This window comes from Deinococcus sp. Arct2-2 (assembly GCF_004801315.1).
Lineage (GTDB): Bacteria > Deinococcota > Deinococci > Deinococcales > Deinococcaceae > Deinococcus.
On the sequence record NZ_SSNW01000021.1, the window covers coordinates 46428 to 63394 of the forward strand.

At 60.3% G+C, this 16967-nt stretch carries 11 protein-coding genes; 4 read left to right on the forward strand and 7 right to left on the reverse strand.

The window, feature by feature from the left end:
• Nucleotides 1-389 precede the first annotated feature (389 nt).
• Nucleotides 390-1064 (forward strand): nucleoside/nucleotide kinase family protein, encoded by a 675-nt coding sequence (locus tag E7T06_RS10730; RefSeq protein WP_136365791.1) that lies wholly within the window; start codon nt 390-392, stop codon nt 1062-1064.
• 470 nt (nt 1065-1534) lie between these two features.
• Nucleotides 1535-3829 carry a GAF domain-containing protein gene (locus E7T06_RS10735; protein WP_136365792.1) on the forward strand — a complete coding sequence of 765 codons (2295 nt, stop codon included), beginning with the start codon at nt 1535-1537 and terminating at the stop codon, nt 3827-3829.
• 320 nt (nt 3830-4149) lie between these two features.
• Here E7T06_RS10735 and E7T06_RS10740 read toward each other — a convergent pair whose 3' ends face one another.
• Genes E7T06_RS10740 through E7T06_RS10750 form a run of 3 tightly spaced genes read right to left on the reverse strand, consistent with a single transcriptional unit; the run spans nt 4150 to nt 6746 of the window.
• On the reverse strand, nt 4150-4992 hold the full coding sequence (locus tag E7T06_RS10740) for an alpha/beta hydrolase (protein WP_136365793.1): 843 nt from the start codon (nt 4990-4992) through the stop codon (nt 4150-4152).
• A gap of 44 nt (nt 4993-5036) precedes the next feature.
• The gene (locus tag E7T06_RS10745) at nt 5037-5825 is read right to left on the reverse strand and encodes an isocitrate lyase/phosphoenolpyruvate mutase family protein (RefSeq protein WP_136365794.1); all 789 of its coding nucleotides are present in this window, start codon (nt 5823-5825) and stop codon (nt 5037-5039) included.
• A gap of 42 nt (nt 5826-5867) precedes the next feature.
• On the reverse strand, nt 5868-6746 hold the full coding sequence (locus E7T06_RS10750) for an alpha/beta hydrolase (protein WP_346763201.1): 879 nt from the start codon (nt 6744-6746) through the stop codon (nt 5868-5870).
• 137 nt (nt 6747-6883) lie between these two features.
• Between E7T06_RS10750 and E7T06_RS10755 the strand changes: the two genes are divergently transcribed.
• Nucleotides 6884-7423 carry a TetR/AcrR family transcriptional regulator gene (locus tag E7T06_RS10755; RefSeq protein WP_136365796.1) on the forward strand — a complete coding sequence of 180 codons (540 nt, stop codon included), beginning with the start codon at nt 6884-6886 and terminating at the stop codon, nt 7421-7423.
• Nucleotides 7424-7636: 213 nt separating this feature from the next.
• Here the strand turns inward: E7T06_RS10755 and E7T06_RS10760 are convergent, their stop codons facing one another.
• A complete protein-coding gene (locus tag E7T06_RS10760) occupies nt 7637-9889 on the reverse strand; it encodes an EAL domain-containing protein (protein ID WP_136365797.1) in 2253 nt (750 codons plus the stop codon).
• A 777-nt stretch (nt 9890-10666) separates the two neighbouring features.
• On the opposite strand from E7T06_RS10760, the gene E7T06_RS10765 reads away from it, so the two are divergent.
• Complete coding sequence (locus E7T06_RS10765; protein ID WP_136365798.1) at nt 10667-11137, forward strand: DUF2243 domain-containing protein; 471 nt, start codon at nt 10667-10669, stop codon at nt 11135-11137.
• 278 nt (nt 11138-11415) lie between these two features.
• Here E7T06_RS10765 and E7T06_RS10770 read toward each other — a convergent pair whose 3' ends face one another.
• The 3 genes from E7T06_RS10770 to E7T06_RS10780 all read right to left on the reverse strand — a co-directional run bounded on the left by E7T06_RS10770 (nt 11416) and on the right by E7T06_RS10780 (nt 16429).
• Nucleotides 11416-12942 (reverse strand): aldehyde dehydrogenase family protein, encoded by a 1527-nt coding sequence (locus E7T06_RS10770; protein WP_136365799.1) that lies wholly within the window; start codon nt 12940-12942, stop codon nt 11416-11418.
• 166 nt (nt 12943-13108) lie between these two features.
• Nucleotides 13109-15937, reverse strand: coding sequence for a GAF domain-containing protein (locus E7T06_RS10775; RefSeq protein ID WP_136365800.1), 2829 nt, complete (start codon nt 15935-15937; stop codon nt 13109-13111).
• Between the two features lie 48 nt (nt 15938-15985).
• Nucleotides 15986-16429, reverse strand: coding sequence for a response regulator (locus E7T06_RS10780; RefSeq protein ID WP_346763202.1), 444 nt, complete (start codon nt 16427-16429; stop codon nt 15986-15988).
• Nucleotides 16430-16967: the final 538 nt, after the last annotated feature.

Genomic DNA, 16967 nt, shown 5'->3' on the forward strand with positions numbered 1-16967 from the left:
TGCACTTTGGACATGTTGATCGCTGAGTGTGGTCATGGCGTAAAGCACTGCGTCTGTTCATGACGAATACGCCTGTATTTATCTCCGCAGTACAGGAAATTTGCCCCTCAGCTCGGTCATTCAGAGAGGCTGTTCCGTCACCTGCCCTATTCCCGGTTGGGGCGTGGGCCGACAGGGGCTAGGGCGATCAGGTAGCAAGCGCGAACGGCCCGCCCTGTGCCTGTAGGATGCTTGCTGTGGCCTACACGGAGACTTTGAATACGCTGTCAGACTCGCTGTGCCCTGCTGGATTCTGCGTGTCGGAGCCTGGCGTGTAAAAGCTTTTGCCTAGCCCAAACCTTTGCCTACACTTTTTTCTGACCTGCCTGAAGCTGTGAGGAGCAAGAATCATGACCCCAAATGAAGCTGATCTTAGGCCCACCCAACCACCCATTCTCCACGCCACGCTCGCAGAATTGGTTGCGCGGGCGCAGGCCCTCCAAGTGCCCGGAGAACGGGGCATTCTCGGCATTACGGGTGCGCCGGGTGCCGGAAAATCTACCCTCTGTGCGGCCTTACTGGAGCAACTGGGCCAAGCGGCGGCAGTGGTGCCGATGGACGGCTTTCATCTGGCCAATCAGGAGTTGGCCCGTCTTGGACGCCGCGAGCGCAAAGGCGCACCCGATACCTTTGACGCCGAAGGCTACGCCGCCCTGCTAGAGCGGTTGCGGCAGCCAAAAGGCCACACCATCTATGCCCCAGTGTTTGACCGGAGCCTCGAAGAATCGATTGGCAGCGCCTTGCCGGTCTTGGCCGAAACGCCGCTGATCGTCACGGAGGGCAATTACCTGTTGCTGAACGAGGGAGGCTGGCCGCGTGTCCGGGCCGCCATTGACGCGGTGTGGTATTTGGAGGTGCCGGACAACCTGCGCCTAGAGCGGTTGGTACGCCGCCATGAGGTATTTGGCCGCTCGCCCGAGGAGGCTGGCCGCTGGGTAGAACAGGTAGATCAGCGGAATGCCGAAGTCATCGGTGATACCCGTGACCGAGCCGACCTGATTATTCAGCTTGTGGCAGAGGTTTGAAACCGGAGTGACCAGAGCCGCTTGATGTTGGCTGCCGACACGGAATGAAGACGGTCTTTAATGCCTTCTCAGCCCGTCGCCTAGTGTCAGCCTCGCAGCACTGCAAAGCAGAATGAACTACCGGAAAAGTCGAACATCCAAAACTTAAGAATTGTTGGAACGGTGTGCAACTGACTTGAAAGCCCTAAATTGTGGGCGTTCAAGTCAGTTACGTCTGGACTGTCAATATCCCTGCCGATATCAGTAACCGAAAAGTGTGCCTCTACTTATCTTGGCACGTTAAACACGGGCGTATTAGCTTGTTGGCTTGACTCACTCAACTTCTACAAAGTGTTTTGGAGGAGCAGTTCGTCTATAAAGTTGTGACTTTTATCACATCGCCTCTGAACTTTGGAGGGCGAATGATACGGCTCTCATGCGATCTCAATCTTCCCACTATGTTTCCTTGCGAAAACCGTTACCTTACGCTTATGTCTTTCCCGTCCAGCTCGGAGGCCTCTGCGCGCGTCTCCCTGAGTCAGCGCCTCCAGACCGTCACCGAGGCACTTGCCGCCGCTCAAACCCAAGCCGACGTACTGGAAATCGTGTTGACGCCTGCCCTCAATGCGCTGGACGCGATTGCTGGGGCTGTGTTGTTGGTCGATTCCTCAGGCCAGCGCTTGGAGCGGATGGCGATTCGGGGCTATACGGGAGAAGCGCAGACGCTTTGGCAAGATGGCCCGCTGGAAACCGATGTTCCGGCAGGCGACGCCCTGAAACGCCGCGAGGGGCTGTTTTTCGAGCGTCAAGGCGCTTTGGTGGAGGCGTACCCAGAGTTGGAAGCGCGGACGGGCGGGGTAGCGGCAGTGGCTACCGCCGTGTTGCCGATGTTTTTGGATGACCGACCCCTCGGGGTGTTGATTCTGGATTTCAAAGAACCTCACCACTTTACGGAGGACGAAATCCGTTTTTTGCGGACTTTGGCAGCCCAGTGCGCGGTGGCGTTGGGCCGTGCCGCGTTGCAGCAAAACTTGGAAGCGCGTGTGGCGGCCCGCACCGCCGAACTGGAGGGCGAACGCGCCGCCCTCGACGCCTTTGTGCGCTTCACCGAGGCGTCCGCCCGCACCACCGATCCCCTGAGCTTGGCCCGCGAAGCCCGCGACGTGTTGCAGACGGCCCTCGGCGTGCAGGTCGGCTACTCCGAACTGGAAGACGGGTGCTGGAAGGGCCGAATTTTTTCTGACGATACGCCCCCAGAGGTGATCGTTCAGTCGAGGGCGGGCTTTTCTGCCGAGTTGCCCAGTTTTGCCCGCCCCTTTGAGCAGGGGGACGTGGTCTTTGTCGACGGCTGGAATGCCCAGCAAGAAGGGGCCAAGCACACTGAAACCTACGGGGCCGCCGCCTTGTACCCCTATGTGGAGGACGGGCAGCCACACGGCCTGCTGACGATGGGGATACCCGAAGCGCGGCCTTGGACGGAACGGGAGCGGCAGGTGTTTCAGGCTGTAGGGCGCAGCTTGGCCCTCGCCATAGAGCGAACCGAGCAGGCCCAGCGCCTTGTGGTTCAGAACGCGGAACTCGACGCCCGCACCCGCGCTCTAGAAGGGTTTGCCCTCCTGACCCAAGACTTGGCTACCCAAAGCGATCCCCATGAATTTGTGCGCCGGGCGCAGGAGTTTACCTTGTCGCTTCTTACTCCGGGCTACGCGCTGTATTACGAGCGCGACACCCGGCAGTGGCGCAGCCGGGTACAGGTCGGAGACGTAGGGAACGCCGATTTGCAAGCCTTCATCGACGCGGGGCCGCTGGTGGGCCAAACCCCCAGCATAGACGTGCCCTGGACTACCCAGCAGCCGTACTACCAAGAGGATTATGTGCGCGGCAGCGATACCCCGCCCGAAATGGTGCAGCATGTCACGACGGTGGCCTCCCTGCCTGTGCTGCGGCATGGCGTGTTGGTGGGCGTGTTCGTCACGGTGTTGTTCGACTCTCGGTGCTGGACTCCTACCGATAAAGTCGTGCTGGAAACGGTGGTGGGCAGCCTTGGGTTGGCGCTGGAGCGGGCCGAGCAAGCGGGCGAATTGCAGCGCCGAACCGCTCAACTGGAGCGCAGCAACGCAGAACTCGAACAGTTCGCCTACATCGCCTCGCACGACCTACAAGCCCCGATTCGGGCCGTGACCAGCTTTGCCGGAATGATCGAGCGCCGTTACGGAGACGTGCTGGACGAGCGGGGCCGCCTGTACCTGCGGCAAATCGTGGGTGGGGGCGAACATATGAAGCGCCTCGTGGACGACCTGCTGACCTTCTCGCGGGTTCATACCGAACAGCGCGAGTTTATGCCCGTGAAAGTGGCAGCTGTGTTCGACACCGTTGCCCAGCGTCTGCGTGCCCAAAGTCCCGAATCTCAGATCACTTGCACGCCGCTTCCTGTCGTGTTGGCCGACGCGCCGCAGCTCGATCAGTTGTTTCAAAACCTGATCTCGAACGGCCTGAAATACCGCCGGGATGGAGTCGTTCCACGTGTGAAGGTGTCTGCCCAGCGCAACGGCGAAATGTGGCGTTTCGCGGTGGCTGACAACGGCATCGGCATAGAACCCCAGTATTTCGAGCGAATTTTTGAAATCTTTCAGCGCCTACATGGGCGGGATACCTACGAAGGCACTGGCATCGGCCTAGCCGTGTGCAAAAAAATTGTGGAGCGGCACGGCGGGCGACTGTGGTTGGAAAGCACCCCCGGCGAGGGCAGCACGTTTTTCTTCACCCTGCCGGGTTTGGAGGACTGATCTCAGCTGCGAAACAGTCTGTCATCAATACACGCCGATGAGGACGCTTGACTGCTGCGACACAGCGCTGGATGAACAGGCGGTGATTCTGCTGAGAGGAGAAGGCCGATTGGATGGGAATTACAAGAATCTGCATCACCCATCTGGAACTAAATTGCTCCTCTCCTTCCTATTGGGTGCAACAGCGTCTGCTCAGCCCTGTTGCGCTGCTGTGCAGAACCCGTTCCAATCCCGGCTCACCTGGCCCCCTGCAACAGCAGTGGCCGTCTCAATCTCAAACGGCCACTGCTGTTGCAGGGTTAGCCCCGCCTACAGCCCATTCAGCGGGCGAGGAAATTCAGCAGCACTGTATTGAACGCCTCGGCGTGCGTGGCATTCAGGCCGTGTGGCGCGTCTTTCATAACGTGCAGTTCGGCGTTCGGCTGATATTGCGCCACGCGCTGCCCGCTGGCTTCTAGCGGCACGATCCGGTCGCTGTCGCCGTGAACGACCAGCAGCGGCACCGTCAACTTGGGCAGGTCGGCGCGGAAGTCGGTCATTCCGAACGCCCGCACGCATTCCTGCGTGGCAACGGGAGACGCTTGGAAATACAGGGACGCCGTGAAATCAAGGAATTCATCGCCAAGTTTTTGGGCCGTGTCGCCGTGATCCCAGTTCAGGAAGTTTTTCGTGAATCCGGCCAAGAACTGCGGGCGGTTCTGGGCGACGTGCTGCACCATGCCCTCTACGTCACCTTCGGTCAGCCCACCATCGGGGTTGTCGGCGGTTTTCAGCAGGTAGGGGGCAATCGAGGAAATCAGCGCCGCGCTGCGGAGGTACTGCGTGCCGAACAGTCCGGCGTAGCGGCTGACTTCTCCGCCGCCCATCGAGAAGCCCACGACCGTCACGTCGTTCAGGCCCAGACCCTCGATTAGGTCGTGCAGATCGGCGGCGAACACGTCGTAGGTGTAGCCAGTCGCGGTCTTGCCCGACTGCCCGAAGCCGCGTCGGTCATAGGCGATAACCTGATACCCAGCGTGACGCAGCGCGTCGATTTGGGGTTCCCACATGCGGCCCGAGAGGGGCCAGCCGTGAATCAGAATCACGGGGCGGCCCTGCCCGTAGCTTTCGTAATATAGCTCGGTCTGGGGGCCGTGGGCGTGCTTGGTCTGGATGGTGGGCATGGTGAAACCTCCTAGGGGAAAAGGGCGAAAGGCCGAGTCTACCTTCAGTTCAGTGCGCGGGTTGTGGCGGGAAGAGTGCCGCCTTGCAACAGTCCCACCGCAGCGTCTTGCAGGGCGGTCAGGGCCACACGCTGGGTAAACGGGCCAGTCGAGAGCCGCGCCACCCCCAACGCTTGCAGCTCACGGGCAGGAAGACTGGCACCAGGAACGCTGATCAGCGTGAGCTTCCGCGCTCCGAGGGCGTCACTGACCTCCTGAATTTCTTCGCGCACCAGCAGGCCGGGCACAAAGACGACGGGGGCACCGGCTTCCAAAAACGCCCGGCCCCGCAGGATCACTTCGGCAATCACTTCAGAGCGCCTTTGGTCTGGCTTGGCCCGCACCACGGCGTCGGTGCGGGCGTTCAGCACGAAGTCTAGGCCCGCTTCACGCCCCGCCGCCATCACGGCTTCCACGGCAGCCACCGCCTCCCCGAGGGGCTTCATCTGATCTTCCAAGTTGCCGCCGACGACCCCGACCTCGATAGCCCGGCGGGCCGTGTCTCCGGCATTGCCGTAGCCTGCCTCAAAATCCATAGAAACGGGGAGTGACACGGCGCCCACGATGCGGCGCACCATATCGAGATGCAGCTCTAGGGGAATGTTCTCTCCGTCCGGGTAGCCGAAGGTAGAGGCGATGGAATGACTGGCAGTGGCGAGGGCCTGCACCCCCGGCGTGGCTGCGACGACTTGGGCAGAAACCACGTCCCAAACGTTGGGCAGAATCAGGATATCGGGGGCCGTGTGAAGGTCGAGAAGATGGCGGGCAAGGTCGGCGCGGGTGGTGGGGGTCATGCGGTTCTCCTAGAGGGCGACAAACTCTTCACCAGACATCCATCAACGAATGGTCTTGGCCCAGTTGATGATCGCCGCGTTGGCCGCCGCCGCTTTCTCAAAAATGGCGGCGTGGGCAGCGCCGGGAATAATGACCAGCGTAGAGCCGGGGATATTCTGCTGCATTTTCAGACTGAACTCTGGGGGATAGACCGTGTCTTCTCGGCCTTCCAAAATGAGGGTCGGCACCGTAATGGTCTTGAGGGTGGGCAGAGAGTCGGGGCGGGTGGCGAGTACGGTGGCTCCGGCCACATCGCCTGCCACGCTGGCCTGTTTCACGATGCCCGTCAGGAACGCGGCGTCGGCGGGGCGGGTGGCCCGCGTCTGGCCGGTCAGCATGTCCTTCAGCAGTTCGGGGGCCAAGGACTGCGGCCCAAACGTCGCGGCTTTTTGGGCCATGCCCTTCCAGATGTTCTGCTCGACAATGCCTGCCGGGTTGGCGAGGGTATTGATCAAGATCAGCCCCAAAAAGCGTTCGGGGGCGCTGCGGTACATCTCGAAGGCGATGGGGCCGCCCATCGACATGCCGCCGATGATGGCTTTGGGAACGTTGAGTTGATCCATGACGGCCAAGGCGTCTTGGGCGTAGGTTTGAAGGCTGCCGGGATCGCTGGCAGGCGCGGTGCTTTGGCCGTAGCCCCGGTGATCGATGGTGATGACCCGGTATCCGGCGGCGGCAAGGGGAGCGCGGTTGCGGGCAAACAATTCGCCGGACAGGGGATAGCCGTGCAGCAACAACATGGGCGTGCCGCTTCCCTCCGAAACGTAATGAATTTGTGCGCCGTTAACGCTGAGCATGCCTTCCTGACGGCTTTCAGTTCCACCAGCCAGAGCGGAGGTCGCCAGCAAGGCCGAGGTCAACACCACAATTTTGGACGTCATCATAAGGCTCCTTTGGAGATCCATCCCAACTGCATCCCAATGTCAGTTGGATTTCTGACTTATACTAAGGGCGGCGCGACAGACGAACGTGCGCCTGCACTTCATGGCATCTTGTGATCTTGGCAAGCGGAGGGAAGATGCGCAGCAAACGAACCCAAATCATTACCGCCGCGCTCAGGCGGTTCCGTACCTTTGGGGTGTGCGGCACAACTTTGCAGGATGTGGCAGAGGCCTCTCAGGTGCCGCTGGGAAACTTGTACTACTACTTCAAGACTCGGGATGACCTTGTGCTGGCGGTGCTGGAGGAGTGTGAACGGGAGTTGACCTTGTTGTTGACCCGGCTCGCCCCGCTACCACCAACAGCGTGGCTCGCCGGATACTTCGAGTGGCTGCTGGCCGATCCTGAAGTGGCGGTCCAGTTGGGATGTCCGTTCGGAGCGCTGGCCACCGAGCTACGTGCGTTGGGCCACCCCGCCGCTCCACGCGCCGCAGACATCGTGCATACCTATCTGAGGGCGGTCAGGACGCACGCCGAGAGTCTGAATCTGCCCGCTGGAACCGGCGATGATGTCTTTCTCACCGTGCAGGGGGCGTATGTGGTGTCGCGGGTGTCTGGAGACGCCGCGCTGTTCCGGGCCAGCATCGAGCGCCTACGGATTCGGACTTTGGGGGCTTGAGGACGGTGAAAAAGACTGCCTCGACAGGAAGTGCTTTGTGACCAATGGTGCGGAGAGGTTCTACAGTTCTGTGGCCGCCCGCCATGAACACAAGATTTTAGCTCCTCACCCTTGTCTGGTACAGCCCGAAGGGAGGGGCTGAGCGGGCAAAGCGTTGTAGACGACGTTTTTCTCTGACTTATTTTTCGAAACTACAACGGTCCGAACCATTGACTAGACCGTCTTTGTCCACCGATAGGTCTGGGCCTGCGCTGCGACTTGCGGTGGGGCAAAAAAGTACCCTTGTCCAAGCTGGCATCCCAAGTGGCCTACGGTGTCCATGTGGTGCTGCGTTTCTATGCCTTCAATGATGACCAAGATGTTCAGACTTTGGGCCAGCGTGACCATCGCCTGAATGAAAGCGTGCCCCCGGCTGTCCACCTGCTTGATAAAAGAGCGGTCTATTTTGAGTACATCTACGGGGAGTTCTTGCAGGGCGCTGAGGCTGGAGTAGCCCGTGCCGAAATCGTCGAGGGCGATGCGAATGCCGAGCCGACGAAGCGCCCGGAGTTGGGCGGCTGAACTGGTGACGGCGCTGATGAGGCTGCGTTCGGTCAGTTCCAGTTCCAAGGCCGATCCGGGAAGTTGCCGCTTGGTCAGCAGTTCCGCTACATCCGACGCAAAATGCTCGTCCTCGAACTGCGACGCGGCCACATTGACCGACACATACAGTTGCGGCCACTGCGACTCGCGCCACCGCGCCACTTGGTCGGCGGCCTGTGCCAGCACCCAGCGCCCGATGGCAGCAATCATGCCGCGTTCCTCGGCCATCGGAATAAACGTGCAGGGCGGCACCCAGCCCAGTTGCGGCGAATTCCAGCGCAGCAGGGCCTCGAAGCCCATCAAGGCACCGTCGTCGAGGCGCACCAACGGCTGATAATGCAGCACGAATTCGCCCCGAGCGAGTGCGCCGCGCAGCAGGGTTTCCATTTGCAAATCGGCTTGCAGCCGCTCGTTCAGGCTTTCGTCGGTATAGCGCCAAGTGCCTTTGCCCACGTTTTTGGCCCGGTACATGGCGGCGTCTGCCCCAGCAATGGCTTCTGTGGGGGTGGTGGCGTCTGCGGGGCACAGCGCCACCCCGATGCTGAGGGACACGCTCAGTTGCTCGCTGCCCACCCGAATCGGCTGATTGACCTCGGACAGCAGGCGCTCGGTCAGGCGTTCTAGTTCTGGCCCGGCGTCTAGGTCAGGCAGCATCAGCACGAACTCATCTCCGCCGAAGCGGGCCAACGTTCCCCGCTCGGCCACCACCGCCGAAAGCCGCGCGGCCACTTCACGCAGCACCGTGTCCCCGGCAGGATGGCCGTAGGTATCGTTGATGAGCTTGAGCCGGTCTAAATCCATAAACAGCAGGGCCGCAGTACTACGGTGCTGCACCGCATGTTCGATGGCGTCTTGTAAGCGGCCTTCCAGTTGCACCCGGTTCAGCAGTCCGGTCAGAAAATCACGTTCGGCTTGCTGGGTCAGGAGCCGCGTGAGCCGCTGGGTGTCCAGTAGTCCCAACGCTTGGCGCAGCAAAAACAGCGGGCCTAACACCAGAGGCATCCAAAACGTGCCGGGCACCGCGTCCCACCAAATGGCATAGACGGCCAACACCGCGCTGCCCGTCAGTTGCGGCAACAAGGCGATGGCACGCGCCCGGCTGGGTTGCAGGCGTCGGGCAGTGGAGCGCGGTTGCTGCCCCCATGAGGCGGCCAGCCCTAAAGACAAAGCGAAGCCGTTCCACGCGATGTCCATCCATGTGCCGGTGTGGTAAGTGTCCTGTGCCACCTGATAGGCGTAGACCAGATCGGCCCCCAAGTACGACACGCCCCCCAGCATTAGCGCCGTGAGTTGAGCCACCGACAATTCGCGGGGTCGCCACAGCAGTAGCATCACCAGCAGGCCGCTGAGCAGCAGATCCATCAGGGGATAGCCCAGTGCAATGGCCCCGGCCAACGGCTGAGTCGCGTAACTGGCCGCCACCTCGCGCAAATACAGTTGCCAGAGGGTATCGCCGAGGGTCAGCACCACCAGCAGGACATCCAGCACAAAGCTGGCGGTTTGCAGCGGCCCCTGTGCGTCTCGCCGCAGCAGCAACACGCCCACGGCAATGAAGGGAATGACCAACAGATAGGCTGCGTCTGCCACCGAGGGAAACACCGGGAGCTTAAGGAGTGCCAGCAAGGTGTACAGCACTTGGGCGGCAAACCAAGCCAGCGCCCCGCTGCCGATCCAGCGCCACACCGAGGCCAAGCGCGGCCCATACCGTCCACTGGCCCGGAAACACAGCAGCGCGGCCACTCCCCATACAGGCAGTGAATTTAGATTGCCCAACGCTGGCAGTTTGTCCAGCAGCGGCGTCCCCGCCACAATCCACAGCGCATGGGCCACAAACACGCCTGCCAGTACCCACAGCAGCTGCTTTTCGGTCAGAAACCTCAGCATAGGGAGTGGCAGACCAAGTTAAGGAAATAGACCGGCCTGAAGTGACAAGCCCCAAAGTGACCCAGCATTGGCCTGAGCCTAAGGCCGTTCATCTGTCACGCACCTGACAGGGGGACGTCTGAAGGAAGAGCTGCACAGCGCCGAACGGACAAACCGTGCACGAACCGCAGCCCACGGACTACTCTGTCCGAGAAAACGAAAAAGCGACCCGCAGGCCGCCTTTGATTCCTCTACTGTAGCCCGGTATGCACGCCATGCACAGGAGATGCATCACATTTGACCGAATAAGGGCGGAGTGGTGTGTGGGACGGTATTTTTTGTCTGATCGCCAACTGCAAGATAGGCCGTTCAACCCGTCGGGCGAAGAGGGTCTGCTCAGCGGAGCGGCGTAAACGATACGGAATTAAAATGTATCCCTTGCCTTGGGCGGGGACGCCGCTGAACTGCCCCCTCACCCCTGCGTAACTCCATGAGTCCCGCAAGTGGAGAGGGCGGCAACACAGATGCACAACTCTTTGTCATCCCGTATGACACCTGCGGCTGACACGCTAGAAACACGCTTATACCAATTTCTGGTCAGTCGCCATTGAATCGCAGAACTGGGTTGAAGGTGACCCATTCGCTGCCCGGTAGGCCAAATCCGGAGGCCATCTCAAGAGAGCGTCGATTTCTTTCATGCCCTGCCCGCTTTGGGTGAGGTCAACTGAGGTCGTCCGGTGGCCATGCTTGTTGGCCCCTCGTCTTCCTCTTCGCCCAACTGTCTCAGGAGGTTTGCCTATGCTCGACTCTGCCCTCAACCGTTTGCCCGATGCTCTGTGGCGTTCGGCGGGCGTGTGGCTGGGCCTGGGCTTGGGCGGCTTTTTTGACGGCATTGTGCTGCACCAGATTCTTCAGTGGCATCACTTGGTCAGTGCAGTCTATCCGCCCACCACGCTTCAACATCTGAAACTCAATACGCTGGCCGATGGCGCATTCCACGCCGCCACATGGGTTTTTACGCTGATCGGACTGGCGCTGTTGTGGCGCAGCACACGCAACACACAGGCCCCGCGCAGCACCAAGGCGTTTGTGGGCGCGTTGCTGCTGGGCTGGGGCCTGTTCAACGTGGGCGAAGGCCTCGTGTCTCACCAACTGCTGCAAATTCACCATGTTCGTCCCGGCCCGAACCAATTGGCCTATGACCTCGGCTTTTTATTGTGGGGTGCAGTGATGCTCGTGTTGGGCTGGCGTTGGACGCGCAGGCGCTGATTTTGCTGCTTGGCCCATGCCCGCTAAACGAAAAAGCGACCCGCGGGTCGCCTTTGATTCCTCTACTGTAGCCCGGTATGCACGCCATGCACAGGAGATGCATCACATTTGATTGGATAAGGGCGGAGTGGTGTGTGGGACGGTGTTTTTTGTTATCTTCACTCGCAGCATGAGCCGTCAAAGCGGCCCACTTCAAGCCGCTCGATGTATGGCGGGCCCCTTCTGGCTTCCAGCTGTTGCGCTGCGGGGTGGCAAACAGGGGAGAAGTGTGAGGGCAATTAGGGCGTGGTCATCGGCACATGCACCGAGGTGAAATTGCCCAGAGGCGCTTCCCCCGAGGCGGCATGGGTGACGGCCCGGATCAGGTGTTCACCGCCCACGAAACAGCCCTGCCACGATTCGCCGTAGCCCCCGAAGGCTTCCTCACGGTCACCCCGAGAGCGCAGGGCGTTGACCCCTACTTTAAAGGCCTGCAAGCGGGGAGAAACCTCGCGTGCGACCCGGTCGTCTTCGGTGGCAATGGTCGCCACCAAGCTGCCGCGTGAGACATTCATCTCGTTGATCAATTCGTCGAGGGTATCGACAAGAACGAAGGTGTCGACTGGCCCGAACGGTTCGGCGTGATACAGGGCAGATCGTCTGGGCACGTTCAGGAGCGCCGTCGGCGCAGTGTAGGCGCTGGTGTCTTGGCCCTCCAGAAAGCATGAGGGATCAAGCGTGCCCTGATAGATAGGCACGGCTCCCAAGGCCATCGCCTCCTCAATCCTCACCTGAAGGGAGCGCACTTTGTCGGCACTGATGAGTGGGCCATACGTGAGGGCCGGGGCAGCGTCTCCGTCCAGCTTCAGCGGATGGCCCACCTTGATCTGGGCCATGGCCCGCTGGTAGGTTTCGAGGAACTGCGGAAAGAGGCGGCGCTGCACCACGAAGCGGGCGTAGGCGGTGCAGCGCTGCTTGCCGTACTCGTAGCCTTTGGTCAAGTGTTGTTCAAGCAGCGTCCAGTCGCTGAAGTCCCACAGGCCATAGGCATTGACGCCCTCCATTTCCAGCATGTAGCGCTTGCTCCGGTCAACGAGTTGCTCGGCCACCGTGCGTCCGTGAGCGCGGCCACCCACGAAGGCCACCGCGTCTACCTCTTCAGAGCGGATCAGCACTTCACCAAGCTGGCTCCCGCTGCCGTGCATCAGGCACAGGGGCACGCCAGCACGCCGGGCCAACGCGACGGCGAGGGTCACGCTGGCTGCGCCGCCCGCACTCGGAGACTTGGCCAGCGCGATGTTTCCGGCCAGCGCCTGCACCAGCATAGAATGCACCAGTACCGAAAGCGGGTAATTCCAAGAGGCGATGTTGCTCACGAGGCCTACGGGTGTCCGGCCCTGCATGAGTCGTCCCGCTTCCATCAGGTACCACTGCACCCCCTCCACGGTGCGGTCAACGCTTGTCCGGGCCTGTGCCAGCGGCTTACCGATCTCCCAAGCAAGCAGCAAGGCCAACGTTTCGCGGTGTTCCCGCAGGGCGTCCACCGCCCGTTGTACCCGCGTGCAGCGTTCGTCGAGGCTGAGGGCGGCCCACGCGGGCGCTTCTTTGGCCGCCGCTTGCACCGCCCGCTTGGCCTGTTCGGTGTTCAGACTCAGCGGCGAAGCCAGCGGGCTGTTGTCATTGGGAGAGAAGGTAGGACGAGGCGTCCCATCTGCCTGCCAATTCCCACCCCAGACTCCGGCCAGATGGCCGTCAGGTAAGAAGGCCTCCGGAACGAGCGCGCCAATTTTGCTGTAAAGCAGTGACCAATCTCCGCCGTATAACATACTGAACCTCCAGATAGAAATTCAGCTTAAGGACAACTGGCTGTCAGGTTAAGTCATAACCGATGCATTCCGTCTCAGTAGAGTTGTTTGGAAGCGGGGCAGTGATATTCAGCAGTGGCAAAAATGCTCCGAGAAGTGGGAACTGCAGAGTCAGTAGAAGTGTCCTCTAGGGGGACTGGGAAACACTGTGTTTGGTCAGGCTGAATCCAAAAGTTGCGCCTTCCCCCACTCGCCCATCGGCAAATACCTGCCCTCCGTGTTTCAGGATCAGCCGACGAACGCTTGCCAGCCCGACGCCTGTGCCGGTGGCTTCCTGCGCGGTATGCAGGCGCTGAAACAGATTAAACAGCCGGTCTTGGTAACGCGGATCGAAGCCGAGGCCGTTGTCCTGCACGAAGATTCCCCACGCATCGTCTTGATCCACCGCATAGACCTTGATCACAGCGGGGTCGCGGCTGTGGGTAAACTTCAAAGCGTTCTCCGTCAATTGAATCAGCACCTGTTTCAGGGCGGCTGCGTCTCCCCAGACCGGCGGCAAGGGGGCCACCTCCCACTCGATATTCCGGGCCAACAAATCCGGCATCAATGTGTTTTGAATCTCCAGCATGACCTTGTTGAGGTCGACCACCGTTGGCCTCAGGGGTTGCTGGGTGGCGGACGACAGATGAAGCAGGGCGTCGATCAGGGCGTTCATCTGCCCGCCCGATTGCTCCACCACGTCCAGGTAGCGGGCGCTGCGGGTGTCTAGCTTGCCCTCCAGCGACTTTCTCGCCAGCTGCAGAAAACCGAGCATGTGCCGTACGGGGGTACGCAGATCGTGTGAGACTGAATAGGAAAAGGCTTCCAACTCCTCGGTGGCGACGGCAAGCTCCTGCGTCCGGGCAGCCAGTGCGTCACGCTGCTCCCGCAGTATCTGGGTCTGTTGTGCCCGGTCAAGGGCCAAGTTCAGGCTGCGGCCTACCGCCCGGAAAATGCCTTTGTTCCGATCAGTCCAAACCGCTGACGTGCGTAACCCCACGATGAGGACGCTCTGCATCTCGAGGCCTTGAAAGAAAGGATAGCCAGCCACCGCATGAAAATGTACGGATTCCAGAATCCACTGGGCTTCCGCGTCCCAGTGGTCAATAAATGCGGGCGTGTTGTCCCGCAGAATCAAGGCCAAGCTGGACTGTTTGAGCGGAAAGCCGTCTTGCAACCGGGACAGGAGGGCGGGATCGAACAGCGGGCTTGACATTTTGGCCTTGAACAGTTCGCCTTCACGTTTGAGATACACGACGTCTGCCCCGCAGGTCTCCTCCAGCAGAGTGATGGCTTGGCGAACCAAAACCTGCACGTCGGTTTCACTGCCCACCTGCTGGGTAAAGCGCGTGAATGCCTCTAACGCTACCCGTTCTTCGTCCAGCGTCCGGGTTTTGGCCGCGCGGTCGAGGGCCAGTTCAAGGCTCTGCACCGCCGTTTCCAGCAGCACCCGGTCAACGCTTGACCAACTTCGCTGATGAAACAGCGCGATTGCCAATACACCGATCATTTGGCCGCCGATCCTCAGGGGCAAAGTTGCGGAGGCGGCGATATGTCCGGTCAGAGGCGCCGTCTGGTCGAGGGTATGATCGTAGACGGTTTGGAAGTAGGGTTGCCCCGTCGTCCAGGGAATTAGCAGACTACGAGTTTCGGCATAAGGAAGGCCGGTGTCGATGGCGGCCTGCAACTCCGGGGCGTGCAGGGTGCCATGCTGGACCCGGCAGTACCAACGCTCACCGTCAGGTTCGTAGTACATCATGGCTCCGTCTGCGAGCATGGACATCACCATTTGTTGGGCGCGTCCTATCAGCAGGAGCGGCTCGGTGGTCAGGGCCAAATCACGGGTCAGGTTGGCAAAAGCTTCTAGGGCACGGGTTCGCGCCTGTAGCTCAGCGTTTTGAAGCATCCACTGTTGGGCCGTCTGGGCACGTTCTAGGGCCAAGTTCAGACCCCGCCCGATGGCCCGCACGAGTCCCCGCTGCGCCTCGCTCCACTTCAGGGCGCTTTTCAGCCCGACCGATAGCAGCCAGTGCAGTTCTCCGTTCACGATCAATGGGTAATTGGCGGCGGCCCCATATGCTCCGCTTAAGGCCACACCTTCCTGATCGGCGTTCCAGCCGTCGGTGAAGACCGGCTGCCGAGTTTGGACGACCTGAGCGAAGATCGGCGTTTCTAGCGGGAGGCCAGCGGAAATGAAAGCCGCCAGCTCGGGGTTCATATCATCACTCCAAAACCGTGCCTTCCACAACCGATCTTCCTTCTGGTAGTACGCGACGGTAATGCCTGGGAAATGGTTCTGAAGGACGGTAATCGCGTGCCGAATCAGAACGGGTAGATCGGTCTCGCTGCCAACGGCCTCGGTGAAGGCCACAAAAGCTTGCTGGGCACGGGCGTCCTCTAGGCTCCTGCGGGTTCGTTCTTCAAGCCGCTGAGCCAGCAGGTGGAGATTCCCGGCCCGGTCGAGCGCAATCGTGCAGTGAGCCGCCAAAGTTCGCAGAAAAGAGCGTTCTTCAGGCGTGAACGTGTGCGGCGCTTTGAAGTCTAGAACCAACGTGCCGAGTGGACGGCCATCTAGGAACATGGGCAGCACGGCGCTCGCCACAGCCGCAACTGCGCCCGTCCGCGCTTCCAAATCGGGATAGGCGGCGGTCAGTGCGCCAGCATGTTCAAAGTAGTGCGCCTCGCGTGTCTGCAACACGTCAGTTGCAGGCGTTCCGGTGTCGGTGGGGCTGTCTTGCCAGAGGACGGCGCTCCCCAAGTCGTAGCCGAGGTGCCCAGCCAACCGTAAGACCTGACCCTCCTGATCAATCAACAGCACTGCTCCGGCAATCGCCCCCAGAGCCTTCAGTGCAGGCCTAAGCACGATGTCCAGCACTTCAGATTGCGTCTGCGCTGCGGCAAGCGCCTGAGTCACGACCTGAAGCTGCACAGTCAAGGCAGAGAGAGTCCCAGTGGACTCGTCAGGCAGAGTGGGCATTCCTCAAGATACTGTGCTGCAAAGACCCTATTCCATGAAAATAGCCGTTCACATTGCTCGGGACTCACCCACATTCATGCCAATCATGGCCCGCTGAGACTGCAACCAAACGTCAATGAATTTCTCTATTTGCTGGAAAAACGTCTGAAAATGAATAGACTTGATGAGGTAGCCGCTGGCCTGAAGCGTCTGCGCCTGCGTCATGTCTCCGGGGTTGGCGGAGGTGGTAAGGATCACCACAGGAAGCGCCCTAAGCTGCGGGAGGCCCTTGAGCGTGGCTAAAACCTCGAATCCATTGAGTCCCGGCATGTTGAGATCAAGGAGCACCACATCGGGCAACACAGCGCCGGGCCGCTGAAGTTGTGTCAGGGCCGCCAAACCACTGTGGGCAGTCTCTAACGTACACGGCTGCTCCAGCAGTGCGAAGGCCTCTTCTGCCATCAAGCGGTCTAGCGGATCGTCATCTACCAGCAAAACCCGCAGGGCACGCATCACCGCCGAGGCTCCTGACTCGTCATAAACATGGAATACATAAAGCCTCGATGAAGCATAAACTAACTCTACCTTAATAGATGTTGCCGACTTGGTACGTTGAGGTACTGGTTGTGAGATCTTCCCGCTGCCTTTCAACCAGTCAGAGAAGCACTTTGAGCTTGGCGCATCTGTCACAGGGTTTATGTGGATAGGCTTCGGTAACATGCACTGAGGGCACTGGCGAACTGCCCCAATTAGACAACGTCAGGGGAGGCGTGAAGTTCAGGCTGCCCCTGCTTGTCTGTTGTGCACCTTCTCAAGTCGGAATCAGCATACGGATCACAGCGAAGTTCATGGCGCACACCTTCTCCGAACAGTCGACTGAGGATGTTGCACCATGCGCGGCCACTCTCGGGGCTGACTTGAAGCCCGAGCCGATGCATCAAGTCTTGAATATTTTGGTCAATCAATGAGCGTCACTGATGCAGCCAGACGGTGTGCTATTGATCTCGGCTGAAGTAAAAGACGATAGATTGTGTGGGTGACCGACCATTGG

What these genes read in the sequence shown, in the direction of transcription:
- E7T06_RS10750 (WP_346763201.1), bottom strand. Translation starts at nt 6,746, where the DNA reads ATGACGTCCAAAATTGTGGTGTTGACCTCGGCCTTGCTGGCGACCTCC.
- E7T06_RS10730 (WP_136365791.1), top strand. Translation starts at nt 390, where the DNA reads ATGACCCCAAATGAAGCTGATCTTAGGCCCACCCAACCACCCATTCTC.
- E7T06_RS10735 (WP_136365792.1), top strand. Translation starts at nt 1,535, where the DNA reads ATGTCTTTCCCGTCCAGCTCGGAGGCCTCTGCGCGCGTCTCCCTGAGT.
- E7T06_RS10755 (WP_136365796.1), top strand. Translation starts at nt 6,884, where the DNA reads ATGCGCAGCAAACGAACCCAAATCATTACCGCCGCGCTCAGGCGGTTC.
- E7T06_RS10760 (WP_136365797.1), bottom strand. Translation starts at nt 9,889, where the DNA reads ATGCTGAGGTTTCTGACCGAAAAGCAGCTGCTGTGGGTACTGGCAGGC.
- E7T06_RS10765 (WP_136365798.1), top strand. Translation starts at nt 10,667, where the DNA reads ATGCTCGACTCTGCCCTCAACCGTTTGCCCGATGCTCTGTGGCGTTCG.
- E7T06_RS10770 (WP_136365799.1), bottom strand. Translation starts at nt 12,942, where the DNA reads ATGTTATACGGCGGAGATTGGTCACTGCTTTACAGCAAAATTGGCGCG.
- E7T06_RS10780 (WP_346763202.1), bottom strand. Translation starts at nt 16,429, where the DNA reads ATGCGTGCCCTGCGGGTTTTGCTGGTAGATGACGATCCGCTAGACCGC.
- E7T06_RS10740 (WP_136365793.1), bottom strand. Translation starts at nt 4,992, where the DNA reads ATGCCCACCATCCAGACCAAGCACGCCCACGGCCCCCAGACCGAGCTA.
- E7T06_RS10775 (WP_136365800.1), bottom strand. Translation starts at nt 15,937, where the DNA reads ATGCCCACTCTGCCTGACGAGTCCACTGGGACTCTCTCTGCCTTGACT.
- E7T06_RS10745 (WP_136365794.1), bottom strand. Translation starts at nt 5,825, where the DNA reads ATGACCCCCACCACCCGCGCCGACCTTGCCCGCCATCTTCTCGACCTT.